Source organism: Aquihabitans sp. McL0605, from assembly GCF_049993875.1.
Lineage (GTDB): Bacteria > Actinomycetota > Acidimicrobiia > Acidimicrobiales > Iamiaceae > Aquihabitans.
On sequence record NZ_CP188252.1, the window covers coordinates 2,184,291 to 2,208,195 of the forward strand.

The window sequence follows — 23,905 nt, forward strand, 5'->3', positions numbered from 1 at the left end:
TGGTGGTGCGGAGCAGAGGACGAGAGCGAGGCAGAGAGGGCCGCCCAGGCGCAAGGGGTCCCGGGCGGCCGCTCTGCTCGGGCCGCGCCCGCAAGGGAGGAGCGGGCGGGCCGACCACGACCGGCCCACCAGGGGATGCGGGCCGACGTGCGAAGGAAGCGGTCAGGCTGCGACGAAGGTCAACAGCGACACATCACGGGGCGGCGACACTCGCCGCGGCGCTGGACGTGATGGGCCTGGAGGCCGAGGCGGTACCGCATGTGCGTCACGGTACCGGCTAATCCCGACCAATGCAATCGGAATTAGGGGTTTCAGCCGATCAGGCTCGCCAGTGCACCGACCAGGTGCCCCAGCCCGCGGCCGATGACACCCCGTCCCAGGCGCCGGGCAGGGCCTGATCGACCTCGTCAGCGGTGAGGTGGATCGGCGTCTCGGCCCCGCGGGAGTTGACCCACACCACCACGCCCGTGGCCGCCAGGACCCGGCCGACCTCGGTGGGGAACAGGAACATGTTGACCAGGACCAGGGCGTCGATCGATCCGTCGGCGAGCGGCAGCCGCGACCCGTCGCCCTGGACCGGCAGGGCCGCGCCTGCCGGCACCAGCCGGATCATCTCCGTGGAGATGTCGACGGTGACCAGCGTGGAGAAGTGCTCGGCGAGCGCCCCCGAGTACAGCCCGGTGCCGCCCCCCAGCTCCACCGCGACCCCCCGGTCGGCCGGCGGGGCCGCCGCCAGGCCCCGATCGAGCGCGTCGAGCATCGGCAGCTCGCGGCCGGCCACGTCGCGGGTGTTCCACTCGGGGGCCAGCGAGTCGAACAGCTCGACGACCCGGGCCTGGCGCTCGGGCGTCCAGCCGTCGGGGTCGAACGCGACGGCACGGGTGACCTCTCGCATCGGGTGATCGACCGCGGAGCTGCCCCACGTGGCCGCCCGCTCGGGCTCGACCACCACCGCGGCCAGCTCGCTGATCACGTCAGGCGATCCGATCGCTGCCGCGGAAGTAGGGCAGCAGCGCCTCGGGCACGTCGATGCCCCCGTCGGCGCGGTGGTACGTCTCGACGATGGCGGCCCAGACGCGGGGCACGGCGAGCGCCGAGCCGTTGAGGGTGTGCACCATGGCGGTGCCCCCGCCGCCCGGCCGGTAGCGGATGTTGCCGCGACGGCTCTGGTAGTCGCTGAACCACGAGACCGACGACACCTCGAGCCACTGGTCGGTGCCGGGGGCGTAGACCTCGATGTCGAACGAGCGGTGGTGGCTCTGGCCCATGTCGCCGGTGCAGATCTCGATCACCCGGTAGGCCAGGCCGAGGTCTCGGATCCCCGCTTCGGCCCGGGCCACCATGGCCTCGAGCTCGGCCGGGGCCTGCTCGGGTGTGGCGTACTGGAAGATCTCGACCTTGTCGAACTCGTGGGTGCGCAGCATCCCGCGGGTGTCGCGACCGGCCGAGCCGGCCTCTCGGCGGAAGCACGAGGTGGCCGCCATGAACCGCATCGGCAGCTCGGCGGTGTCGAGGATCTCGTCTCGGTGGATGGAGGTGAGCGGCACCTCGGCGGTGGGGATGCACCAGAGGTCGTCGCGCTCGACCCAGTAGGCGTCGTCGGCGAACTTGGGCAGCTGCCCGGTGGCGGTGAGGGTGTCGCTGGTGACGAGGGTGGGGGGCCGCACCTCTTCGAACTCGTCGGCGTTGCGGTCGAGGGCGTACTGCAGCAGGCCCCGGGCCAGCGTGGCGCCGCCCTTGCGCTGCATGGTGAACATGGCGCCCGAGATCTTCACGGCGCGCTCGTTGTCGAGGATCCCGTAGCGGGGGCCCAGCTCCCAGTGCGGGATGCGCTGGTGCTCGCCGTACCCGTCGGGGTCGAAGCCCACGACGCGCACGACGGGGTTCTCGGCCTCGCCGGCCCCGTTGGGCGCATCGTCGTGCGGGGTGTTGGGGATGCGCAGGAGGAGGTCTCGCACCTCGGCCGCCACCGCCGCCGCCTCGGTCGCGAGGGCCGCCTCCTTCTCGCCGAGGAGCCGGCTCTCGGCCTGGGCGTCGGCCGCGGCCTCCCGCTTGCCCTCCTTGTGGAGGAGGCCCACCTGCTTCGAGATGGCCTTGATCTGGACGCGCAGCTCGTCGCGCTGGGAGCCCAGGCGGCGCTGCCGCTCGTCGAGGGCGGCGACGGTGTCGATGTCGGCGGTGTCGATGCCCCGGCGGGCCAGCGACGCCTTCACCGCATCGGGTTCGCTACGGATGCGGCGGATGTCGAGCATGGGCCACGACGGTACTCGGCGGCCCTGAACCCCGGCGATGCGATTGGGGCGGCGTCCAGGTCCTGGTCGGGGCGCGCCCTGGTTCCGGGCGTCGGGCGGACTACGGCAACGCCCCACCTCGCAAGTAGCGTGGATCTCGATGCCCGCGCTGGAGGTCTCCGACCTCATCATCTCCTACGGCAACACCAGAGCTGTCAACGGGCTCACGTTCTCGGCAGAGGCCGGGGAGGTCCTGGCCGTGCTCGGGCCCAACGGTGCCGGCAAGACCTCCACCATCGAGTGCCTCGAGGGCTACCGGCGCCCCACCTCGGGCCAGGTGCGCGTGCTCGGCCTCGATCCCATCGCCCAGCACGACCAGCTCGTGCCCCAGATCGGCGTGATGCTCCAGGCCGGCGGCGTCTACCCAGGGATCCGGCCCATCGAGGCCCTCGAGCTCCACGCCGCCTTCTACCGGGATCCCGCCGACCCCACCGAGCTGCTCGAGCGGGTGGGCCTCACCCACGTGCGCCGCAACACCTGGCGCCACATGTCCGGTGGCGAGCAGCAGCGCCTCTCGCTCGCCCTGGCCCTGGTGGGCAAGCCGCGGGTGGCCTTCTTGGACGAGCCCACCGCCGGCGTCGACGTGCAGGGGCGCCAGCTGATCCGCCGCACCGTGCGGGAGCTGGCCCACGACGGCGTGTGCGTGGTGCTCACCACCCACGACCTCGACGAGGCCGAGAAGGTGTCCGACCGGGTGGTCATCATCGACCGGGGCCACCTCATCACCGTCGGGACGCCCGACGAGCTGATGGCGGCCGGCGGCAGCCGGGAGATCCGCTTCGGTGCCCCCGCCGGCATCGACACCGCGGCGCTCGGCAAGGTCATGCTGGCTGCGGTGCACGAGCGCTCGCCGGGCGAGTACCTCATCGAGACCGAGCCGTCGCCCGCCAACATCGCCGCCCTCACCAGCTGGCTCGCCGAGAAGGACCTGGCGCTCGCCGACATCCGCGCCGGGCGCCAGACCCTCGAGGACGTGTTCCTGCGGATGACCACCATCACCGGCGAGGTCCCGGCCGTCCGGCTCGACCAGCGGCCCCCCGAGACCGCCAAGGCCAAGACCGACCGCCTGGGCCGGGGGCGTCGCCGCCCCGGGGCCGCGTGACCGCCCCCGTCGCCGCCCCGAGCCGCCAGGCCTGGAAGGCGCAGACCCGCATCGAGCTGCTGCTCACCGCCCGCAGGGGCGAGTCGATCCTGCTCACGTTCCTGATCCCGGTCGTGCTGCTGGCGTTCTTCGCCAAGGTCGACGTGCTGCCCACGGGCGATGGCGACCCGATCGACTTCCTGTTCCCGGGCGTGCTGGCCCTGGCGATCATGTCCACCGCCCTGGTGTCGGTGGCCATCGCCACCGGCTTCGAGCGCCAGATGGGCGTGCTCAAGCGCCTGGGCTCCACCCCCCTCACCCGCCGCCAGCTGCTCGGGGCCAAGACCGCGGCGGTCGTCGCGATCGAGGTGGTGCAGGTCGCGGTGCTCGCCATCGAGGGCTACCTCCTCGGCTTCCGGTTCTCCGGCCCCGCCCTCGGGCTGGCCCTGGTGGCGGCGGTCCTGGCCACCATCGGGTTCGCCGGCATCGGCCTGCTCATGGCCGGCACGCTGCCCGCCCTCACCACGCTCGCGGCGGCCAACGGCCTCTACCTGCTGCTGCTGCTGGTCAGCGGCATGGTCTTCCCGCTCGACAAGCTCCCCGAGCCCATGGAGAGCATCTCCAAGCTGCTGCCCTCCACGGCGCTGGCCCAGGTGTTCCACGGGGCCCTCGGCCCCACGGGCAGCGTCCCGGGCTCGGCGCTGGTGGTGCTGACGGTCTGGGCCGTGGTCGCCCCCCTCGCCGCCGCCCGCTGGTTCCGCTGGGAGTAACCCCGGGCCGCACCGCGACCCGCCCGGCCCCGCCGAGCGCAGTGTGGAACCGTGTCCCAGCGACACGAGACCGCACGCCCCACAGCCCGCGCCGCCCACGGCCCGGGCCACCCTGGGCGCCACCGGCCGAGTGCCGCGTGCGGAACCGTGTCCCTGCGGCACGGGACTGCACGCTCAGCCGGTCTGCAGCCGGTCCGAGCGGGCCCGCGGGCAGGGCCTATCGAGCCGGGCCAGGACGCGGCAGAGGCGCCCCGGAGGGCGCCTCTGGTCAGATCGTCACCGGAGGGGCGGTGCCTCAGGGGGCGAAGCCCGGGGGCTTGTTGCTGAAGAGCTGGAAGGTGCTCAGGGCGATCAGGTACACGATCACGGCGAGGAACACGCCGGCGTAGAAGAGCCGGGTGAGCAGCTTGTTGTCGAAGCGGAGGTGCATGAACGTCCCGGCGATGATGGCGAACTTCATGCACATCATGATGAGCAGCCCGCCCCAGTAGAACGCGGTGGCACCGCGGCTGCTGCCGGCGTCGGCCCATGGTGCGTACGCCCAGGCCACCTCGACGGCGGTGATGACCGCCAGCATGATGAAGACCCGGACGAACACCATGTCGTTGGGGACGTGGTGATCGTGCGCGTGGTGGTGCTCCTCAGGAGCCTCGGCAGCGGGCGCAGCGGCGATGTCGGTCATGTGCCTGTCCCTTACTTGATGAGGTAGACGACGGAGAAGATCACGACCCAGACCACGTCGACGAAGTGCCAGTACAGGCCCACGATCTCGACGGCCTCGGCCCGTTCTGGTGTGATGTGGCCCCGCAGCGACAGCACCACGACCGACAGCAGCATGACGATGCCGATGGTGACGTGGACGCCGTGGAAGCCGGTGAGCGTGAAGAACGCCGACCACGCCGGGCTGTGGGTGAACCCGTAGCCCTCGTTCACGAACTCGGTGAACTCGTAGACCTGGCCGGAGATGAACACCACGCCCAGCAGGGCGGTGGTCATCAGCCAGCCCCGCATGGCGCGGAGGTCGCGGCGCTGGATCGACGAGACGGCGAGCACCATGGTGAGCGAGCTCATCAGCAGCACGAACGACGAGATCGACGTGAAGGCGATGTCGTAGAGGTCGTGCGGCGTCTGCCCGCCGGCGGCGCGCACCTTGTAGAGCAGGAACGTGGAGATGAGGCCACCGAACAGGAGGCACTCGGAGCCGAGGAACGTCCACATCGCCAGCTTCTCGTTGGAGATGCCGGTGGTGGTGACGTGCTCGTGGTCGGGTCCGACCAGTTCTTCCTTCAGAGCTGCAGCCAGGTCAGTCAACGAGCGCGGCCTCCTCGGTGGGAGCGGCATCGCCGCTCGGTTCGGCAGCGTCGGAGTCGGTGCCCTCGCCCGCGGGCTCGGTCACCTCGTCGCCGCTCGGATCGTGATCGGTGTGGTCGTCGTCGTGGTCGTGCCCGGCGTTGGGATCGGTGGAGGGCTCGAGGACCCAGCCGTAGATGCCGGCGATCACGAAGATCGCACCGAAGGCGCAGAACCAGAGGTTGTAGATGAGGCCCCAGGTGATCCACGGCAGGCCGAACGCCAGCACGATGGGGTAGTACGACGGCGAGGGCAGGTGGACGTCGGTGGCGTCGCCCTTCTGGACCACGTCCTCGGTGGCAGCGATGCGCACCAGGCGGTGGTCTTCGTCCTCGCCGTACTTGCGGTGCCAGAACTCGTCGAGCGACTGCACGGTGGGGACGACGTCGAAGTTGTGCGCCGGCGTGGGGCTCGGGATCATCCACTCGAGCGAGCGGGAGTCCCAGGGGTCGGCCGGCATCGAGAGGCGCTTGCCCTTGCCGCCGGCGGCCTTCTTCGCCTTTCGATAGCTCGCCCAGATGTTCCAGAAGAAGATCAGGAACGACGTGGCGATGATGAAGGCGCCCACCGTGCTGACGAAGTTCCAGAAGTTGAACCCGTAGCCGTCGCGGTAGGTGTAGGTGCGCCGGGGCATGCCCTGGAGCCCGAGGATGTGCATCGGCCCGAACGTGAGGTTGAAGCCGATCAGCAGGATCCAGAAGTTGATCTTGCCGGTGCGATCGCCCAAGGCGTAGCCGAACACCTTCGGCCACCAGAAGTACCAGCCGCCGATGAACCCGAACAGGGCGCCACCGAAGAGCACGTAGTGGAAGTGGGCGACGATGTAGTACGTGTCGGTCTGCTGCGTGTCGGCCGGGGCGACGGCGTGGGTGACGCCCGACAGGCCGCCGATGGTGAACATCGTGACCAGGCCGATCGAGTACATCATCGGGGCCGAGAACGTGAGCTTGCCGCCCCACATGGTGGCCAGCCAGTTGAGGATCTTCACGCCGGTGGGCACGGCGATGAACATGGTGGACACCGAGAAGGCCGCCACGGAGATGGGGCCGATGCCGGAGGCGAACATGTGGTGGGCCCAGACGCCCCAGCCCATGAAGCCGATGGCGATGCCGGAGAAGACCATGAACGGGTAGCCGAAGATCGGCTTGCGGGCGAAGACCGGGATGATCTCCGAGACCACGCCGAAGGCCGGGAGGATCATGATGTAGACCTCGGGGTGCCCGAAGATCCAGAAGAGGTGCTCCCAGAGCAGCGGGTCGGCGCCCTGGCTCACGTTGAAGAACTGTGCTCCGAAGAGCCGGTCGAACATGAGCAGGAACTGCGCTGACGTGAGCACCGGGATGGCGAACAGCAGCAGGAACTGCGTGACGAGGCTCATCCAGGTGAACACGGGCATCTTCATCAGCGTCATGCCCGGCGCCCGCATGTTGAGCACCGTGACGATGAGGTTCACCGCGCCGACCAGGGAGGCGATGCCGGTGAGCAGCAGGCCCATGTTCCAGAAGTCGATGCCGTGGCTCGGCGAGAAGATGACGCCGTTGTTCGGGGCGTAGTTGAACCAGCCGCCGTCGGCGCCGCCGCCGAGCAGCCAGCTCGAGTTGAGGACGACGCCACCGAAGAGGAACACCCAGAACGACAGGGCGTTCATCCGCGGGAACGCCACGTCTCGGGCGCCGATCTGCAGCGGCAGCAGGTAGTTCATGAACGCCGCACCGATCGGCATGACCACCAGGAAGATCATGGTGGTGCCGTGCATGGTGAAGACCTGGTTGTACAGGTCGGCGCTGAGGAGCTTGCCGTTGGGACGGGCGAGCTGGAGGCGGATCAGCAGGGCTTCGACGCCACCGAAGATGAAGAAGAACATGGCGGCGGCGCCGTACATGATCGCGATCTTCTTGTGGTCGACCGTGGTGACCCAGCTGCGCCAGCCGGTGGTTGTGGTGGGACGGGCGAAGACGCCGGAAGGGCGTTCGTTCGCGACGTCGCCCGTACCGAGGGCGAGGGGTCCGTCGATGGTGCTCATGACGTGCTCGTTCCTACTGCAGCGTGATCAAGAAGGCGACCAGATCATCGATCTGGTCTTCGGTCAGGTGGAAGTTCGGCATGCCGCGGCTCTCGGGGCTGGGCACCTCGCCGGGGTGCATGGCCTTCTCGGCCGGTGGGTTGCGCAGCCAGGCCTCGAGCGCCTCGCGGTTGAGGCACTTGGCGATGCCGTCCTTGGTGGAGGCCCAGGTCTCGCCGAGGGCCTTGCACTCGGTCGTGGGCAGGCGCAGGTTGAACTTGCCGCCGGCGAACATCGTGCGGGTCATGAACTTGGTGAGGTTGGGCACCTCGCCCGAGACCTGGTTCACGACCTTGGGGTACACGAACGTCTTGCTGGAGTCGGTGGGATCGGTCATGCCCGTGATGCGGTGGCACGACGTGCACTGGCTGGCGAAGGTGCTGAAGCCGGCGGCGGCACCGGCCTCGGTGGGTGCCTGGAACGGCTGGATCTGGTTCTCGGCCCAAGCCTGGAACTCGGCGGGCTTCATGGCCACGACCTTGATCCGCATCTCGGCGTGGGAGAGCCCGCAGAACTCGGTGCACTGGCCGATGTACTCGCCGGGATCGGGAGCTTCGATGCTCAGCGGGTGGACGCGTCCGGGGACGGCGTCCTTCTTGCCGTTGAGCGCCGGGGCCCACCAGGAGTGGATGACGTCGCGCGACTTGATGCGCAAAGCAATGGGCCGACCCGCCGGGACCACGAGGTCGTTGGCGGTGATGATCTGATCGACCTTGCCGTCGTTGTCGACGTCGAAGTTGTAGCGGTACTCCCACCACCACTGCTGGCCGTAGACCTCGACGGTCAGCGCATCGGCCGGCGGCTTCTTGGCCAGGTCGAACACCGTGAACACGGTGGGGATGGCCACGCCGACGAGGATCAGCAGCGGGATGATGGTCCAGGTGATCTCGGCCTTGAAGTTGCCGTGCACCTGTGCGGGGAACTCGTCGGGGTGCTCGTCCTTGCTGGCCCGGAACTTGACGGCGATGCCGACGGCGAGGCCCATCACGAGGACCAGCACCACGCCGGCGATGATGAACACCGGGACGGCGAGGTGGAAGATCTGGAAGGCCTGCGGGCCCTTGGGCTTGAACGTGTCCTGCGGCGCGTTGCTGGCGCAACCGACCGCGGAGAGCATGAGGCCGACACCCAGCAGGGCGGCCTTCGTGAAGGGGGAGCGTGCTCGCCCGGTCATGGTTCCTCGACCTTCCATCAGTTGCCCACCCTGATCACGGTTTGTCCGGGTTCGACGAACGGGGCGATGCGGTGCTCGCCCTGATCGGTCTTGTGCTTCTCGGGCTCTCGCTCGCCGTGGATGGCCGCCGCCACGCCACCGGCGAGGACGGCGAAGCCGCCCACGAGCAGGAGCGCCGCGATCACCGACTGCGACAGCTTCGGCTTGGTGACGATGAGCACGCCCACCCCGAAGATGAGGGCGGGCACGATGGCGAAGACCAGGTACGAGCCGGTCTTGGGCAGCGCCAGCAGGATCCGGGAGATGGCGAGCACGAAGCCGCCGATCCCGAGGATGGCGATGGCAGGCACCTCGATGGGGTGCATGAGCCGGTTGCGGATGCCCCGGTTGACCTCGGGGTCGCCGGTGGCCCGGTCGGACCAGGCCCGGACCGTCCACTCGAACGTGGCGGCGGTGGCACCGATGAGGCCGACGACGAAGAGCTGCGAGCCGACGGCGAGGCCGAGCACCACCGCGGCGGCGGAGAAGGCGGCGACGACGGGCCAGTAGTTGACGGTGGCCGGAGCGGGGACAGCGGGCACGACCTCGAGGCCGGCATCCTGGGCGACGGCCTCGGCGTCGGTGTCGCGGAGCGCCGACAGCAGCACGGCGAGGAAGAAGGCGGTGAACGCCAGGCCCACCAGGATGGTGAAGCCCACGTGATCGCCGACGTAGCCCTTGTAGCCGAGCGAGAGCGGGCCGAGGATGGCGCCGACCTTGTCGAAGGGGTGGCCGTCGGTGGCCATGGCGTAGGCGATGGCCGCGACGAAGCCGAAGGCAGCCAGGCCGTACAAGAACTTGGAACCGGTCTTGAACATCTCGGGCCCTTACTTGGTGACGTAGATCGCGTACCAGATGACCGCGTTCACGGCGATGGTCGCGTACCAGAAGAGGGCTGCAGCGACGAGGCCTTCACGGTCTCGACCGTGGTACTCGCCGCCCAGCGTGCGGAAGGTCATCACGGAGGCGAACACGAGGCCAGCAACGATCATGGCCAGGTGGGCACCGGTGATGGTGTAGATGAGCAGGCCGACCTTGGTGTGGATGGCCAGGCCCATCTGCGTGTACAGGAAGGTGGTGGCGTTGATGACCGCCAGGCCGAACATGACCGTGATGCCGAGCGCCAGGTAGGCGGACGGACGATCGTTGCGGCCCACGGCGTCGACGGCCCACCACATGGTGACGGCCGACAGGAGCATGGTGCCCATGCCGATCCCGCCCGGGGTGAGCGGGATGTGGACGCCGTCGGGGAGCCAGGTGCCGCCCTGCGAGAGGACCGCAGCGCGCTGGCCGAGGTAGAGCCCGATCATGCCGGCGAAGGCCATGAAGGTGGCCCCGGCGGCGAGGGCGGTGCCCACGAGCAGGACCCGGGGGCGAGCAGGCGGTGCGGCCGGGGGCAGGGCGAGGGCGGCGTCGGCAGCCATCACTTCTCCTCACGCAGGTCGATGAGCGGTTCGGCCGAGGTGACGACCGGGATGTCGCCGACGAAGTTGTCGAGGGGCGGAGGCGACGGGGCGAGCCACTCGAGCGTGAGGCCGTTCCACGGATCGGCCTCGACCTCGTCGTCGCTCTTCTTGAAGAGCGGCAGGAAGGAGATGACGGCGATGAGCACGCCGAGGGCGAGCAGGCCGATGCCGGCGGCGGCGATGCCGTTGCCGGCGGCCGAGCCCCCGGTGTAGTCGGCGTTGAGCTCGAGGCCCTTGCCCGTGAGGCCGGCCACCAGGTCGGGGATGACCGCCATGGCCGAGCCGAGCAGCAGGACCAGCGGGGCGAGCAGGCCGAGCTTCTCGTTGGCGGGGCGACGACCGATCTTGGTGGCCCACCAGTGGATGGCGCCGAGCGAGGCGATGACCGTGGCCAGCAGGACGGCCGTGCTCACGCCGACGAAGTAGATGCTGTTGGACACCGAGGTGCCCTTGGGGGCGTCGAGCAGGTTCGGGAACGACCCGAGCGCACCGGCGGCGACACCGAGGAGCAGGATCAAGAAGGCCGACACGGCGTAGACGACGCCGGCGTGGAGCTTGAACGAGCCCTTGCGGAACAGGTCGGCGCAGGCGGCGGCCAGCGCGAGCAGCGGCAGGACGGCCACCAGGCCCATGACCAGCACCAGGGGCGAGTCGAGGGCCGAGGCGCTGGGGGCCACCAGGAAGGCGCCGAACGAGAGGATGCCGAACACGGCGATGGCGCTCTGGGCGACCGAGCGCAGCTGCATCCGGGCGCCGGAGGTGGTGGCCAGGACATCGGCGACGAAGCCGAGGACCGGGATGGCCACCACGTAGATCTGCGGGTTGCGGAACAGCCAGGTGAGGCTGCCGTAGAGCGTGGCCGGGTTGCCCACGAACACGCTGCCGGCGCTGCGGTGGTCGACGTACATCAGCACGATCAGGGCGAACAGCACCGGGAGGGTGAGCAGCCACAGGAGGGCGGCGATCATCGCCGACCACGAGAACAGCGGGACCCGCTGGAGGTACATGCCCGTGGGGCGCAGGGCCAGCACCGTGGTGGCCAGGCAGATCGAGGCCAGCAGGAGGGAGATCACGATCAGGCCCATGGAGGTGATCCACAGGTTCACGCCGATGCTGCTGCCGCCGCCGGGGCCGCCGTTGCCGATGTAGGAGCCGATGAGCGCCAGCGAGCCGAGGAACCAGCCCCAGAACGAGGCGGCGGCGGCCCGGGGGAAGGCGATGGTGCGAGCGCCCACCTGCAGGGGCACGACCACCATGGCCACGCCGATCACCAGGGGCATCGCCAGCAGGAAGATGAACCCGATGCGAGCCAGCGTGAACAGCTGGTAGGCGGTGTCGCTGGTGAAGATGTCGAGCGTCTCGGGCTTGATGGCCTCGATCACGAAGCCCTCGCTCAGCGCCAGCACCACGAGCCCGAGGATCAGCGACGTGACGATGAACAGGCGACCGATCACCTTGTGGTCGCCGGAGCCCAGGACGCCGGCCAACCCGGTGGGTTGCGTGCGTTGGGGCGAGGGATCCGTCGCAGAGGCCGCGTCAACGGTCTCGGGAGGGGTCTCGGTTACAGCCATGGGTGCTCTGACCTCACCGTCGCCACACCCTCCCAGGGGCAGCGCGACGCTTCGTGGGGGTTCGGTTCCGTACGGATCGGGACACTACACAGTCGCCCTTGCGGCCAGGAAAAGCCGCGGTGGGCAGGGGCGGAGACACCGGTGCTCATCGGGCGTTCCGCACCAGGACATCGAGCGCCATCGCCCCGAACAGCAAGGTGATGTAGGTGATCGAGTAGGTGAACACCTTCATGGCGCGCTGGGTGGTGGGCTCCCGCAGCAGCCGCACCGCGAACCAGGTGAACACGCCGCCGAGGACGATGGCCGACACCAGGTAGATGTCGCCCATGTCGGCCACCGGCGAGAACACCAGGGTGAGGCCCCACAGGAGCAGCGTGTAGAGGAGGATCCGCGTCGCCGTGGTCTTCATGCTGGCCACGGAGGGCAGCATCGGCACGTCGGCGGAGGAGTAGTCGTCCTTGTACTTGATGGCCAGCGCCCAGAAGTGCGGGGGCGTCCAGTAGAACATGACGGCGAACAAGACGATCGGGGCCCAGCTCAGGCTGTTGGTGACGGCGGTCCACCCGATCAGCACGGGGACGGCGCCCGCCGCACCACCGATGACGATGTTGCTCTTCGACGTGCGCTTGAGCCACAGCGTGTACACGAACACGTAGAAGAGGCAGGCGGCCACGCCCAGGCACGCGGTGAGCAGGTTCACCCAGTAGGTGAGCCACACGAACGCGATGACCTCGAGGGCGATGGCGAAGATCAGGCCGTTGCGGGGCTTGATGAGCCCGGTGACGAGCGGGCGGTTCTTGGTGCGCTCCATCAGCGCGTCGATGTCTCGATCGACGTACATGTTGATGGCGTTGGCCCCGCCCGCGGCGAGGGCCCCACCGATGACCGTGTTGATCATCAGCCAGATCGAGGGGATCCCCTTCTCGGCCACGACCATGGTCGGCACGGTGGTGACGAGGAGCAGCTCGATGATGCGCGGCTTGGTCAGCGCGACGTACCCGGCGACACGAGATCGCAGCGGAGACTGGGCCGGCTTCAACACGGTCGCCACCCTAAGTCTCGGGCACCGGCCCGAACTATTCCGGTGGCGCGGCGGCAGAGGCAGGCGACCCGGCCCCCGCTTGGGTCGGGCACGCGCGGCGCCCGTACCCTGGAACGGTGCTGTCGCGTCTTCGTCAACCGGTCTCGCCGCGCACCTACCGGGTGATCACGATGGCGGCCCTGGTGCTGCTGGTCGCGATCGTCGTGACCGGCGCGGGCGTCCGCCTCACCGGCTCGGGCCTCGGCTGCACCGACTGGCCCCGCTGCACGCAGAAGACGTTCACGCCGTCCACCGACCTGCACGCCAAGATCGAGTTCTACAACCGCATGATCACCGGCCTGGTCTCGGTGGCGGTGGTGCTCGCCGTGCTCGGCTCGCTGCGGCGGGCCCCGCGCCGCAAGGACCTGGTGTGGCTGTCGCTCGGGCTCGTGGGCGGCGTCGTCGCCCAGATCGTGCTCGGCGGCCTCGTGGTGCTGAGCGACCTCAACCCGTGGCTGGTGCAGGGCCACTTCGTCGTGTCGATGGCCCTGGTGGCCAACGCCACCGTGCTCACCCACCGCGCCGGGCTCCCCGACGGCGTCGCGCCGCGGCCCGTCGTCACCCCCGCGCTGCTCGCCTGGGGCAAGGCCCTGGTGGGCCTGGCCATGGTCGTGCTCCTCACCGGCACGCTCGTCACGGGGTCCGGGCCCCACAGCGGCCACAACGAAGCCGAGATGGGCGCATCGCTCGCCGAGCAGCGCGAAGCCGCGGCCTCGGTCCGCCGGCTGCCCATCCACGTGCACGACGCGGCTCGCATCCACGGCATCGCGATGATGGTGTTCCTCGGCGCGACCATCTGGGTCCTGGTGCAGCTCCGGCGCCACCAGCCGAAGGGCCAGCTCCTCGCGGCCACCACCACGCTGCTCACGGTCCTGCTCCTCCAGGGGGCCATCGGGTACACCCAGTACTTCACCGGCGTGCCGCCCGGGCTGGTGGCCCTGCACATCCTCGGGGCGTCGCTGGTGTGGGTCGCCGTGCTCATGGTCCTGCTGCGGATGCGGGCGCCTCTGGAGTCGGAGGCCCCAACCGCGGCACAATCGGGGGGTGGCACCGAGCACCCCGACCATCTCCCCCACGGAGATCTCGTCCCCTGAGGGGGATGTCGCGCTCGACACCGACCTGCCCTGGATCGTCCTGGTCTGGAACGACCCCATCAACACGATGGAGTACGTCGCCCTCGTCTTCCGCAAGCTGTTCGGGTTCTCCAAGGACAAGGCCGAGAAGCTGATGCTCGACGTCCACAACAAGGGCCGGGCCGTGGTCTCGTCGGGACCGCGCGAGAAGGCGGAGCTCGACGTGTTCCGGCTGCACGAGCACGGGCTGTGGGCCACCATGCAGCACGACGAGTAGGGCTTCCGCCATCGCACTGTTCCGCAGACCCAAGATGATCAAGCGCCGCTCCGACGGGCGCTACGACGTCAACCTCGACGACGACAGCCGCGAGGTCCTCACCCTGCTGCTCGCCGATCTGAGCTCGCAGCTCGACACCGGCCCCGACCACCCCAACCTCGATCGCCTCAGCCCGCCGGCCTACCTCGACGACGACGAGGCCGACGCCGGCTACCAGCTCCTGGCGGGCGAGGAGCTGCGCACCTCGCGGCAGGCATCCATCGCCACCGTCATCGACTCGCTGACCCGCACCGAGGTGACCGAGCCCGAGCTCTGGGACTGGATCCAGGCGCTCAACGCCGTGCGCCTGGTCGTGGGCACGAGGCTCGAGATCGACGACGACGACCACGGGCCGCTGCACCGCCCGTCACGAGGGCCCCAGGATGATGCGCTCTGGGCCGTGTACGACTTCACCACGATCGTGCAGCACGAGGTCGTGGCCGCGCTCGACGACCGCGTCCCCGACCCGCCCGACCCGCCTAGTTGAAGCAGGTCAGCCGGAGCTCGCTGATGATCTGCTGGCCGGCGGTGGAGTTCAAGAAGGCCCCGTCGGGGTCGCTCAGCTGGCTGAGGGTGAACTTGTCGACGACCCCGTTCGCGAAGCAGGCCGACTCCTTCGGCGTCTTGTCGGCCTTCATCGCCTGGACGTAGAGCTCGGTCCGGGTGACCGGCAACGTCAGCAGGTCGGGGGTGACCTTCGTGCCGACCGCCTTGGCCTTGGTGCCCGGATCGCAGCTGTGGAACTGCACCTCGCCGGTGTCGCTCGTGACCGCGGTGGTGCCCTTGGGCGACTTGGCGGCCCACTCGCCGAGGGCGGTGGCGAGCTCCTTGGTGTCGTCGGGGGTGTCGCCTTCGATGGTGGCGTCGAGGCAGACCTTGCCGTCCTGGCGGTACACGACGTACTGGTCGCCGCCCCATCCGTCGGTGGCTGCGAGCGCCTTGGCCGGATCGAGGCGGCTGGCGAGGAGCAGGTACCAGGTGGTGGGCCCGAACTCGCTCTTGTCGAGCACCTCGGTTCCGGTGGGCGCCTTGATGTCGACTGTCTGCTGGCGGGCGGCATCGGTGCCGTACGTGCTCGGGTCGAACATGGCCTCTTCGGTGGGCGGGTCCTCGAGCGCCTCGTTGATGGCGGTCCACCCGCCCTTCTGGTCGAGGTACGAGATGAGCTCGGGACCGAGGATGTAGGGCGAGGCGAACACGGTGCTGAGGATCGGCGGGACGGAGGCGTCGACCGCGTCGGTGGACTCCTTGGCGCTGGCCGCCGACTCCTTCATGTACGTGGCGCGGTCCTTGGCGCTCAGGCCCTTGGCGACGTAGGCGTCCTCCACCTTGGTGGCGTCGCCCTCGCCCAGCGCCCGCAGCACCGAGGCGCGGCCGGAGTCGAGCTTGCCGATCCGGTTGAGGTCGAAGTGCTGGTCCTGGAGCACGTGGGTGAGCTCGTGGGCGAGCGTGACGCGCACGGCCGGCGTGAGCGCGGTGCCGCGGACGAACACCTCTTTGACCTCGGGGTCGTAGTAGGCGAGCGTGCCCGAGTCGCTGAGCGTGTCGTTGGCCTTGGCCAGGTCGACCTTGCCCTCGAGGAAGCCGAGCGCCCGCAGCTGGGCGGCCTGGTCGTCGTAGTACTGCTTGGACTCGGTGGAGCCCTGGTCACCGCCCTCGGTGGACCGAGCGGTGTACTCCTTGTCGGTGAGGAAGTTGACCTTGACCGGGTGCTCGAAGTCGAGCTCGCGCTCCTTCGCCACCCACTTGGTGATGCCCTCGACGCGCGGGTCCCAGGCCGACGGGTACTGCCGCCCGCCCTTGACCGCGACGTAGCCGACACCGGCGATCAGGGCGATGACCAGCAGGGCCGCCACGACGAGCACGGCCTTGGGGGCGCGGTCGACGAGCCCGGAGCCCGCCGGCGGCAGGCCGGGGAACTCTCGGCCCCCAGGAGGCGGGCTGCCCGGGAACTGCCCGGGGACGCCCCAGGCGCCGGGGCTGCCGGGCGCCGGCTCCGCCCACGGGTTGGCCTGGTGCGCGGCACCGTGCACGACGCCGCCGGCGCCGGGGAGCGGGGGCAGCGGGGTGTTCCCAGGGGGCGCGACGGGAGGACCGCCCGCCCACGGACCTGGCTCGCGGGGTGGCGGGGGCCACGGCACCTGTTCGTCAGCCACGCTCACCATCTCCAGCCGTGTTCACATGAACCTCGTCGGCAGCGGGAACCCAGAGGTTGAGGCCTGGTCGGCGCGCTAGCCCGGAGGCGGCGAAGGGGAAGGGACCGTGCGACATCGGGACAACCTATTCGGCGCCCGCGAAAATCGAGGTCAAGCAGCCCTCGGCGCCACCCAGGGCCATCTCTTCGGGGCCCGATGGGGCGTCCTGCTACCGTGCCGAGGTCCCGATCTCGGGACAGGCCCCCATCGTCCAGCGGCCTAGGACGCCTGCCTTTCACGCAGGTAACACGGGTTCGAATCCCGTTGGGGGTGCTCCTTCCCGCCCGGTGCGCGACGCGGGCCCGGACGCCACGCGCCGGCCCCCGCCCCGATGCCGCGACGGGTCGATGGCTGGCAGGGAAGCGGGGTCCATCGTCGGGCCGCGAACCGCGATCGGGTCTGGCGGTAAGTATTGGATGTGACCCGATCGTCGGATGCCGAGCTGATGGCGGAGTCGCTCGTCGACGCCGGCCGGTTCGGGGAGATCTTCGACCGCCACGGGCGATCCATCTTCCGGTTCCTCGCCCGGCGGATCGGCCCCGATGAGGCCGGCGACCTCCTGAGCGACGTGTTCCTCGCCGCCTTCGAAGCCCGGGGGCGGTACGACCAGAGCCACCCGGCGGCACTGCCCTGGTTGTACGGCATCGCGTCCAACCTGCTCAGCAAGCACCACCGGCACCGCGCGTCGGAGCTCCGGGCCCTGGAGCGGGTGCTCGTCCAGAGCGAGCGCCACGATCACGCCGACTCGGTGACGGCGTCGGTCGACGCCCACGTCCAGCTTCGAGCCATGGCCGAGCTGCTCGAGGAGCTGCCGGCCGGCGAGCGGGACGCGCTCCTCCTGTTCGCCTGGGAGGACCTCACCTACGGCGAGATCGCCGACGCGCTCGGCGTCCCCACCGGGACCGTGCGGTCACGGCTCAACCGGGTGCGGCAGCGGCTGCGCGCCGCCACCGACGAGATCGATGGCGTCCGCTCGGTCCGTCCCGACCGGCTGGCGCCCCTGCCCGACGCGCCCGCGTCGTTGTTCGACCGAGAGAAGGAGCGGCTCATGCAAGCCATCGACGAAGGCAAGACCAAGATCATCATCGACTCCGGGGACGGCACCGTGCTGATCCGCAGCAAGGACGACATCACGGCCGGTGACGGCGAGAAGCACGACGTCATCGACGGCAAGGCGGCGTCGTCGACGACGACCACCTGCAACGTCTTCCAGCTGCTCAGCAGCCACGGCGTGCCGACGCACTTCATCGAGCAGGTCGACGCGATCACGTTCCGGGCGCGCCGCGTCGAGATGATCCCGCTCGAGCTGGTCGCTCGGCGGATCGCCACCGGCGGCTTCATCGACCGGAACCCCGACATCGCCGACGGCACCGTGCTCGCCGACCTCGTCTTCGAGGTCTTCGAGAAGGACGACGCCAACCACGACCCGCTCCTCGAGCTCGACTTCGACGGCGACGTGCTGCGACGTCTGGCGCCCAACGCGAACGCGGCCATCCAGCTCGGAGGCCGCGCCGGCGATCTCATCAGCCAGGAGCCGCTCTCCCGCAGCCGCTTCTCCCTGGTCACCTCGGAGCTGCTCGACGCGCTCCGCGAGCTCACCCTCGGGACCTTCGAGATCGTGGAGCAGGCCTGGGCCGCACTGGGCGGGACGTACTTCGACTTCAAGATCGAGTGCGGCGTCGACGCCGAGACCGGCGCGCTGCTGGTCGCCGACGTCATCGACAGCGACTCCGGACGGCTCCGCTTCGGCGCCAAGGACATGTCCAAGCAGGCCTACCGCGATGGCAGCCAGTCCTTGCCGGACATCAAGAGGAACTTCGACGAGATCGCCGAGCTCACGAAGCAGTTCGCCTGAACGGCACCGCGGCCGCTCCTCCGGCCCTGCGCCGCGGCTACTGGGCTCGGGTCGCCTCCACGTTCGAGCGGTGGATGGCGCCGAGCCACTCCTGGGAAGGGTCCGGGCCGAGGCGGGCATCGTCGGGATCGGTCCCTCGCCGGACCGCGTCGATGTACGCCCGGTCGGCGGCGACGCGAGCCGCCACCTCGGGGCCTTCGGCCACGCTGCCGTGGCCGGGGACGAGGACGTCGACCTGGAGGGCCGCCGCACCGAGCCGGTCGAGGGCGGCCTCGTAGGCGTCGACCTGGTCGGCCTGGCGGGGGTCGAACATGGGGATCAGCACGTCGGAGTACATGTCGCCGGCGAGCAGGACGCCCCGGTCGGCCAGGAGGATCGCGGCGTGGCCGACGGCGTGGGCGTGGTGCTCGATGATCTCGCCGGGCATCGGTCCGCCGTCGGCCGGCAGCGGCGTGAGGAGCGCCACCAGGTCGAGCGGGATGCCCGTGGCGCTCTCCGCCGCCATCGCCTGCGCCCGCTCGCGGGCGAGGCCGGCCAGCTCGGCGTTGGCAGCCGTGGCGTAGCGCGGCACGGCGCCGAACCGGGGGTGCCACAGCAGGTGGTCCCAGTGGGGGTGGGTGGAGAACCCGGCGACCACCGGGATGCCGAGCCGGTCGATGTCGTCGGCGAGCTCGTCCAGCTCGGAGCCCTCGATGCCCGGATCGATCACGACCAACCCGCCATCGCCGCGCACCACGATCGAGTTGGTCCACACCCACGCGCTCTGCCGGACCCAGACCCCGTCGGCCACCTCCGTCAACACCAGCTCACGCTCCCACGATCGTCCACGACCAGCACATGATCGACAGACGGTGGGGAGGCGGCGGAATCATCGCCCGCCGGGACGACGACTGGGGCGCCGGCCTCGTCGGAGCCGCGCACCGTAGGTGGGGGACGATCGCTCAGGCCCAGCACGGGCCGCGACGACCGGTCAGTACTCGCCCTTGATGACGAAGTACGAGCCGCGGATGGTGCCGGCCAGCTTCGACTTCTGCCGGGCGAACTTGAACTTGGCGTCGAGCTCCTCGGGGATCTCCATCCCGTCCGAGAGCTTGAACCCGACGGCCCGCTTCCCGCCGTCGGCCAGCGTGTACATCACGTTGATCCCGAGGCCGTTCTCGTAGAACACGTAGTCGAAGCGGATCCCGTCGGCCTCGAACGTGGTGGCCTCCAGGGGCTTCGACGCGATCACGAGGTCGCGCTCCTGGAGGATGCGGCTCACCCGATCGATCGTCTCCTTGGCCTTGCTCGCCGGCTCCACGGTGAAGACGTGGTCGTACTTGTTCTTGATGTAGCGCGCCTCGTTGGCGCGCAGGCCCGCCAGGGCCTCTGGTACCGGCGACGACTCCAGGCCCACGGTCGAGACCGTCACGAAATCCACTGCGTACGACATGTCCACGCTCCACGGTGACGCCCGAGGCCGACCTCGGCGAGGACGGCAGGCTACCGCCGGCTCGAGGCCGACCACGGTGGCCGCGCCGGCCGACAGCCCCCGAACGCTCACGGCCCTCCCCGGCTCAGGTCGCGCCGGAGCGCTCCAACCGGTCGGCCTCGGCCCAGACCGCCTTGCGCAGCTGCACGCCCTTGGCGACGAGGAACGCCCCGGCGCCGATGGGCGGGACCGCCAAGATCACGTAGCCGCCGGGGGCCAGGAGCAGCGACCCGATCGTGACCACCAGGCCGACCAGCACCCACGCCACACCGGTGGCGATGGTCCGGTTCGATTCGAGGAAGCCCTGACCGACCTCGTCGCGATCGATGGCGGTGAACCGCACCTTGCCTTCGGTGGAACCGGACCGAGACCCCCAGCGCGACGACGGGTCGTCGGATGTGGTCGTCGGTGGCGCAGCTGGCTCCATGCACGTTCTCCTCGGTGGTCCGCCGGACCGCGACGGTCCATGGGAACGATCGGCCCGGTCCGCCGGACCTTGAGCCGAGCAGCCCGGCCCGACGCCAGGAAGCGACGGCGCGGCGCTCAGGCCGCCGGGGTGAGCAGGAGGTCTTCGAGGTGGTCGAGGGCGCGGCTGGCGTAGGCCTTCCACAGGCGGCCGAAGACCGGCAGGGCGACGCCGGAGGCAGACGACTTGGGGTGGATGGTCCACGACCAGGTGATGCGGCAGCCGGTGCCGACCTCCTCGAACGCCCACGTGCCCTCGATGAGCGACGCCAGCCCCTTCATCGGGCCGGTGAGCTCGGTGATCTCGTAGGCGAACACGTTGGGCGGGTCGACCCGGACCAGGCGCTCCCGCATCGAGCCGCCGTCGCCGGTGTGGATGGTCCGCACCTGGCCGACCGTGCCCCACTCCCCCTCCTGGTCGGTGCTGGTGATCGGCGGGATCGGCCCGTACCGAGCCTCGAACAGCTCGGGGAGCGGCCAGGCCAGCGTGCGCTCGTACGCCTCGGCGAGGGCGATGGGGAAGGTGCGCGAGCGGGAGACGTGCAGCGGGGAGGCCATGCGCCGATGCTCGCGGCCGCAGGCGGGCGCCACAAGCCCTCCCTGTCCCCGGCCACGGGGGCGGCACCGAAGGGGGGCCTTGACAGGCAGCCGTTTGGCTGCGCATCATGATGGGCAGCCAAACGGCTGCATGAAGCGGCCGGACGATCAGGAGCAGACGCCATGTACGACATCCACCACCGCATCGGGATCAACGCACCGATGGAGCGGGTGCACCACGCGCTCACCACCACCGAGGGCCTCGCCTCGTGGTGGACCACCGACACCCAAGGCGACCCCACCGTCGGCGGCAAGCTCGTCTTCACCTTCGGCAGCCCGGACCGCAGCGCCTCGTTCGAGGTGCTCGAGGTGGCCGACGACCGCATCGTCTGGCGCGGCATCGCCGGGCCCGACGAATGGATCGACACCACCTGCACGTTCCAGCTGACCCAGGAGGGCGACGAGACGGTCCTGTTCTTCACCCACGGGGACTGGCGCGAAGCCGTCCCGTTCATCGGCCACTGCACCACCAAGTGGGGCACGTTCCTGCTCGGGCTCAAGGCGCTGCTCGAGGGCGGGCGCTCCTGCACCTACCCCGACGAGCTCGTGATCAGCAGCTGGGACCACTGAGCACCGGCAACACTCATCCGATGGACGACGTGTTCCGCGCCCTCGCCGACCCCGGCCGGCGCACGCTGCTCGACAGCCTGCGCGAGACCCCCGGGCAGAACCTACGGGACCTGTGCGCGGAGCTCGACATGGCCCGCCAATCGGTCAGCAAGCACCTGGCCATCCTCGAGGCCGCCGGCCTGGTGACGACCGTCCGCCACGGTCGAGAGAAGTTGCACTACCTGAACGCCGCCCCGATCAACGACATCGGCGACCGGTGGATCAGCCACTACGACCGTGGCCGGGTGGAAGCCCTGGCCGACCTGAAGACCGCCCTGGAGGCACCCCCGATGTCGAAGCCGACCTTCGTCTACACCACCTACATCCGCACCACGCCCGCCGAGCTCTGGCAGGCCCTCACCGACCCCGCGTTCACCAGCCGCTACTGGGGCCTGTCGTTCCAGACCGACTGGAAGCCGGGCTCGAAGATGGTCTGGACCAACCACGGCGTCGTGGTCGACGACCCCGAGCAGGTGGTCCTGGCCGCCGATCCCTACACCCACCTCTCCTACACGTGGCACTCGATGACGCCCGAGCTGGCCGACGCCATCGGGATCGACGACGAGAAGCAGCAGCGCTGGGAGGCCGAGGGCCGCTCCACCGCCAACTTCGACATCGAGGACGGCGACCCGTTCGTCAAGCTGACCGTGACCCACGAGACCGACCCCGACGGCCTCGTCCTGTCGATGGTGAGCGGCGGCTGGCCCATCGTGCTGGCGTCGCTCAAGTCGATCCTCGAGACCGGCATCGCCCCCGACGAGCCCCTCCCCTGACCGCGCCGGCCCCGGCACGTCGGTGCCGGTGGCGCGGCGGGACGGAGGTACCTACCGTGGCCGGACGAGCCCCGAACCAGCACGTCGCCAGGAGGACCCCATGACCACCCTCGAGAACCGGCCGAACACCGCGCTCATCATCATCGACGTGCAGACGCGGGTGGTCGAGGGCAACCACCAGCGAGACGAGGTGGTCGCCAACGTGGCCACCCTCGTGGACCGGGCCCGAGCCGAGGAGGTGCCGGTCGTGTGGGTCCAGCACTCCGACGAGCGGACCGTCCGCGACAGCGACGGCTGGCAGATCGTGGCCGAGCTCACCCCCGACGACGCCGAGCCGCACGTCGAGAAGCACTACGGCGACGCGTTCGAGGACACCACGCTCGAGGCGGTGCTGGCCGACCTGGGCGTGGGCCGGCTCGTGGTGGCCGGGGCCCAGACCGACCAGTGCGTCCGCTCCACCCTGCACGGCGCCTTCGCCCGCGGCTACGACGCCACGCTGGTGGGCGACGCCCACACCACCGCGGACCTCACCGAATGGGGGGCGCCCACGCCCGAGCTGGTCATCGCCCACACCAACCTCTACTGGGACAACCAGGAAGCTCCCGGCCGCACCGCCGGCACCGTGGCCACCGACGAGGTCGACTTCGCGGCTTCCTGAGCTACGCGGGCTGGACCGCAGGCACGACGGGACGGCCCTTGGCGTCGACGCCGCACAGCTTCTGCCACGCCCGGGGGATGCGGCCGGTGGCCACCACCCCGGCGTCGAGCAGCGTGGCGAGCACCGGCCTGGTGGCCTGCTGGCGCAGGGCGATGCGCTCGGGGAGCCGGTTGACGGCCTTCCAGGTGGCCCAACCCGGGAGGCCGACCGTCTCGTAGACGCCGGGCTGCACGAGGAACGTGAACATCTGCGTGATGATGAGCGGCGCGACGCGGCGCACGGCGACCTTCTCCGAGGTGGTGGCCTTGGCCCAGATCTCGGGGAGCATCGCCCGGGCGAACGACAGGTGCCGCGCCTCCTCCTGGCGGTGGTAGCGGCTCAGCTGCGCCAGGAACGGGTCGGTGTCGGGGTGCTCGGATGCCAGCTTCTGGAGCAGGTCGGGGATCTCCTCGCCCGCCAGGACCATCACGTAGAGCATCGGCAGGTGGTTGATGATCCACGCCGAGCCGTAGCGGTCGATCTGGCCCATGATCCAGACGTCGGCGAACGGGTTGCCGGCCGTGGGCTCGATCTGCTGGCGGACCCGCTGGAACAGGCGCTGGTGCCGGGTCTCCTCGCCCATCTCGTGGAGGAGGTAGGTGATGCGGGCATCGTTGAGGTCGGCCGACCGGGCGATCTGCAGCGCGAAGCCGGCCTCGAGGATGGCCTCGAAGCGGATGCCGTTGTCGAAGATCGAAGCCACCTCCTCACGGGCGAGGGTGCGGCGCCGCTCCGGGGTGAGGTGCACGTCGAGGCCGTGGACCGACAGCAGCTCGTCGGGGAGGAGCTGGCCGTCGCCCACGTTGCCGACCAGCTCGACATCGGGGTCGATGACCCGCTTCGCCGAGGCTCGGTTGAGCCGCTCGATGCGGTCGATCACTGGGGTGCCCATCAGCCGAGATTACCGACGGGTCACTTGGCGCGCGCACCCTGGATGCCGGAGTCGATCGCTCATGGTCCCGGTCCGGA

25 protein-coding genes and 1 tRNA gene are annotated in these 23,905 nt (G+C 70.0%); 10 read left to right on the forward strand and 16 right to left on the reverse strand.

Annotated elements, in window-relative coordinates; translation table 11 throughout:
* Positions 1 to 319 precede the first annotated feature (319 nt).
* Complete coding sequence (locus ACPPVX_RS10000) at positions 320 to 973, reverse strand: class I SAM-dependent methyltransferase (RefSeq protein WP_426574753.1); 654 nt, start codon at positions 971 to 973, stop codon at positions 320 to 322.
* A gap of 1 nt (position 974) precedes the next feature.
* Complete coding sequence (gene serS, locus ACPPVX_RS10005) at positions 975 to 2,252, reverse strand: serine--tRNA ligase (protein WP_426574754.1); 1,278 nt, start codon at positions 2,250 to 2,252, stop codon at positions 975 to 977.
* Between the two features lie 139 nt (positions 2,253 to 2,391).
* Here serS and ACPPVX_RS10010 point away from each other — a divergent pair, with 139 nt between their 5' ends.
* Both ACPPVX_RS10010 and ACPPVX_RS10015 read left to right on the forward strand, forming a co-directional pair.
* On the forward strand, positions 2,392 to 3,393 hold the full coding sequence (locus ACPPVX_RS10010; protein WP_426574755.1) for an ABC transporter ATP-binding protein: 1,002 nt from the start codon (positions 2,392 to 2,394) through the stop codon (positions 3,391 to 3,393).
* On the forward strand, positions 3,390 to 4,142 hold the full coding sequence (locus ACPPVX_RS10015; RefSeq protein WP_426574756.1) for an ABC transporter permease: 753 nt from the start codon (positions 3,390 to 3,392) through the stop codon (positions 4,140 to 4,142). Before ACPPVX_RS10010 ends, ACPPVX_RS10015 begins: the two co-directional genes overlap by 4 nt.
* Before the next feature lie 295 nt (positions 4,143 to 4,437).
* Here ACPPVX_RS10015 and ACPPVX_RS10020 read toward each other — a convergent pair whose 3' ends face one another.
* The 8 genes from ACPPVX_RS10020 to ACPPVX_RS10055 all read right to left on the reverse strand — a co-directional run bounded on the left by ACPPVX_RS10020 (position 4,438) and on the right by ACPPVX_RS10055 (position 12,846).
* Entirely contained in the window at positions 4,438 to 4,824 is a 387-nt protein-coding gene (locus ACPPVX_RS10020; protein WP_426574757.1) for a cytochrome C oxidase subunit IV family protein, read from the reverse strand.
* A gap of 11 nt (positions 4,825 to 4,835) precedes the next feature.
* Positions 4,836 to 5,453 carry a cytochrome c oxidase subunit 3 gene (locus ACPPVX_RS10025; protein ID WP_426574758.1) on the reverse strand — a complete coding sequence of 206 codons (618 nt, stop codon included), beginning with the start codon at positions 5,451 to 5,453 and terminating at the stop codon, positions 4,836 to 4,838.
* Entirely contained in the window at positions 5,446 to 7,515 is a 2,070-nt protein-coding gene (gene ctaD / locus ACPPVX_RS10030) for a cytochrome c oxidase subunit I (protein ID WP_426574759.1), read from the reverse strand. Before ctaD ends, ACPPVX_RS10025 begins: the two co-directional genes overlap by 8 nt.
* Before the next feature lie 13 nt (positions 7,516 to 7,528).
* Positions 7,529 to 8,728 carry a cytochrome c oxidase subunit II gene (coxB, locus tag ACPPVX_RS10035; RefSeq protein ID WP_426574760.1) on the reverse strand — a complete coding sequence of 400 codons (1,200 nt, stop codon included), beginning with the start codon at positions 8,726 to 8,728 and terminating at the stop codon, positions 7,529 to 7,531.
* Positions 8,729 to 8,745: 17 nt separating this feature from the next.
* Entirely contained in the window at positions 8,746 to 9,585 is an 840-nt protein-coding gene (locus ACPPVX_RS10040; protein WP_426574761.1) for a hypothetical protein, read from the reverse strand.
* Between the two features lie 9 nt (positions 9,586 to 9,594).
* The gene (locus ACPPVX_RS10045) at positions 9,595 to 10,191 is read right to left on the reverse strand and encodes a cytochrome c oxidase subunit 3 (RefSeq protein WP_426574762.1); all 597 of its coding nucleotides are present in this window, start codon (positions 10,189 to 10,191) and stop codon (positions 9,595 to 9,597) included.
* A complete protein-coding gene (locus ACPPVX_RS10050) occupies positions 10,191 to 11,720 on the reverse strand; it encodes a cbb3-type cytochrome c oxidase subunit I (RefSeq protein ID WP_426574763.1) in 1,530 nt (509 codons plus the stop codon). Before ACPPVX_RS10050 ends, ACPPVX_RS10045 begins: the two co-directional genes overlap by 1 nt.
* Before the next feature lie 229 nt (positions 11,721 to 11,949).
* On the reverse strand, positions 11,950 to 12,846 hold the full coding sequence (locus ACPPVX_RS10055; protein ID WP_426574764.1) for a heme o synthase: 897 nt from the start codon (positions 12,844 to 12,846) through the stop codon (positions 11,950 to 11,952).
* A 116-nt stretch (positions 12,847 to 12,962) separates the two neighbouring features.
* Here ACPPVX_RS10055 and ACPPVX_RS10060 point away from each other — a divergent pair, with 116 nt between their 5' ends.
* From ACPPVX_RS10060 to ACPPVX_RS10070, 3 genes are read left to right on the forward strand one after another with little or no spacing between them, the layout of a single operon-like run.
* Entirely contained in the window at positions 12,963 to 13,979 is a 1,017-nt protein-coding gene (locus ACPPVX_RS10060) for a COX15/CtaA family protein (RefSeq protein ID WP_426574765.1), read from the forward strand.
* A complete protein-coding gene (gene clpS / locus ACPPVX_RS10065; RefSeq protein ID WP_426574766.1) occupies positions 13,930 to 14,235 on the forward strand; it encodes an ATP-dependent Clp protease adapter ClpS in 306 nt (101 codons plus the stop codon). The genes ACPPVX_RS10060 and clpS overlap by 50 nt, the downstream gene beginning before the upstream one ends.
* 34 nt (positions 14,236 to 14,269) lie before the next feature.
* On the forward strand, positions 14,270 to 14,761 hold the full coding sequence (locus ACPPVX_RS10070; protein WP_426574767.1) for a DUF2017 family protein: 492 nt from the start codon (positions 14,270 to 14,272) through the stop codon (positions 14,759 to 14,761).
* Here the strand turns inward: ACPPVX_RS10070 and ACPPVX_RS10075 are convergent.
* On the reverse strand, positions 14,754 to 16,430 hold the full coding sequence (locus ACPPVX_RS10075) for a hypothetical protein (RefSeq protein WP_426574768.1): 1,677 nt from the start codon (positions 16,428 to 16,430) through the stop codon (positions 14,754 to 14,756). The two genes, ACPPVX_RS10070 and ACPPVX_RS10075, sit on opposite strands and share 8 nt — an antisense overlap.
* A gap of 239 nt (positions 16,431 to 16,669) precedes the next feature.
* On the opposite strand from ACPPVX_RS10075, the gene ACPPVX_RS10080 reads away from it, so the two are divergent.
* Positions 16,670 to 16,742, forward strand: a tRNA-Glu gene (locus ACPPVX_RS10080).
* A gap of 145 nt (positions 16,743 to 16,887) precedes the next feature.
* Entirely contained in the window at positions 16,888 to 18,324 is a 1,437-nt protein-coding gene (locus tag ACPPVX_RS10085) for a phosphoribosylaminoimidazolesuccinocarboxamide synthase (RefSeq protein WP_426574769.1), read from the forward strand.
* Between the two features lie 37 nt (positions 18,325 to 18,361).
* Here the strand turns inward: ACPPVX_RS10085 and ACPPVX_RS10090 are convergent, their stop codons facing one another.
* The 4 genes from ACPPVX_RS10090 to ACPPVX_RS10105 all read right to left on the reverse strand — a co-directional run bounded on the left by ACPPVX_RS10090 (position 18,362) and on the right by ACPPVX_RS10105 (position 20,818).
* Positions 18,362 to 19,126, reverse strand: a complete 765-nt coding sequence (locus ACPPVX_RS10090; protein ID WP_426574770.1) for an MBL fold metallo-hydrolase — start codon at positions 19,124 to 19,126, stop codon at positions 18,362 to 18,364.
* A gap of 168 nt (positions 19,127 to 19,294) precedes the next feature.
* Entirely contained in the window at positions 19,295 to 19,756 is a 462-nt protein-coding gene (locus tag ACPPVX_RS10095) for a phage tail protein (protein WP_426574771.1), read from the reverse strand.
* A 124-nt stretch (positions 19,757 to 19,880) separates the two neighbouring features.
* Positions 19,881 to 20,222, reverse strand: coding sequence for a hypothetical protein (locus ACPPVX_RS10100; RefSeq protein WP_426574772.1), 342 nt, complete (start codon positions 20,220 to 20,222; stop codon positions 19,881 to 19,883).
* A gap of 116 nt (positions 20,223 to 20,338) precedes the next feature.
* Positions 20,339 to 20,818, reverse strand: a complete 480-nt coding sequence (locus ACPPVX_RS10105; RefSeq protein WP_426574773.1) for an SRPBCC family protein — start codon at positions 20,816 to 20,818, stop codon at positions 20,339 to 20,341.
* Between the two features lie 162 nt (positions 20,819 to 20,980).
* Here ACPPVX_RS10105 and ACPPVX_RS10110 point away from each other — a divergent pair, with 162 nt between their 5' ends.
* The 3 genes from ACPPVX_RS10110 to ACPPVX_RS10120 all read left to right on the forward strand — a co-directional run bounded on the left by ACPPVX_RS10110 (position 20,981) and on the right by ACPPVX_RS10120 (position 22,897).
* On the forward strand, positions 20,981 to 21,427 hold the full coding sequence (locus ACPPVX_RS10110; RefSeq protein ID WP_426574774.1) for an SRPBCC family protein: 447 nt from the start codon (positions 20,981 to 20,983) through the stop codon (positions 21,425 to 21,427).
* A 20-nt stretch (positions 21,428 to 21,447) separates the two neighbouring features.
* Positions 21,448 to 22,239, forward strand: coding sequence for an ArsR/SmtB family transcription factor (locus tag ACPPVX_RS10115; protein ID WP_426574775.1), 792 nt, complete (start codon positions 21,448 to 21,450; stop codon positions 22,237 to 22,239).
* A gap of 100 nt (positions 22,240 to 22,339) precedes the next feature.
* Positions 22,340 to 22,897 carry a cysteine hydrolase family protein gene (locus tag ACPPVX_RS10120; RefSeq protein ID WP_426574776.1) on the forward strand — a complete coding sequence of 186 codons (558 nt, stop codon included), beginning with the start codon at positions 22,340 to 22,342 and terminating at the stop codon, positions 22,895 to 22,897.
* A 1-nt stretch (position 22,898) separates the two neighbouring features.
* On the opposite strand, the gene ACPPVX_RS10125 is transcribed toward ACPPVX_RS10120, so the two are convergent.
* Positions 22,899 to 23,828, reverse strand: a complete 930-nt coding sequence (locus tag ACPPVX_RS10125) for a diiron oxygenase (RefSeq protein ID WP_426574777.1) — start codon at positions 23,826 to 23,828, stop codon at positions 22,899 to 22,901.
* Positions 23,829 to 23,905 lie beyond the last annotated feature (77 nt).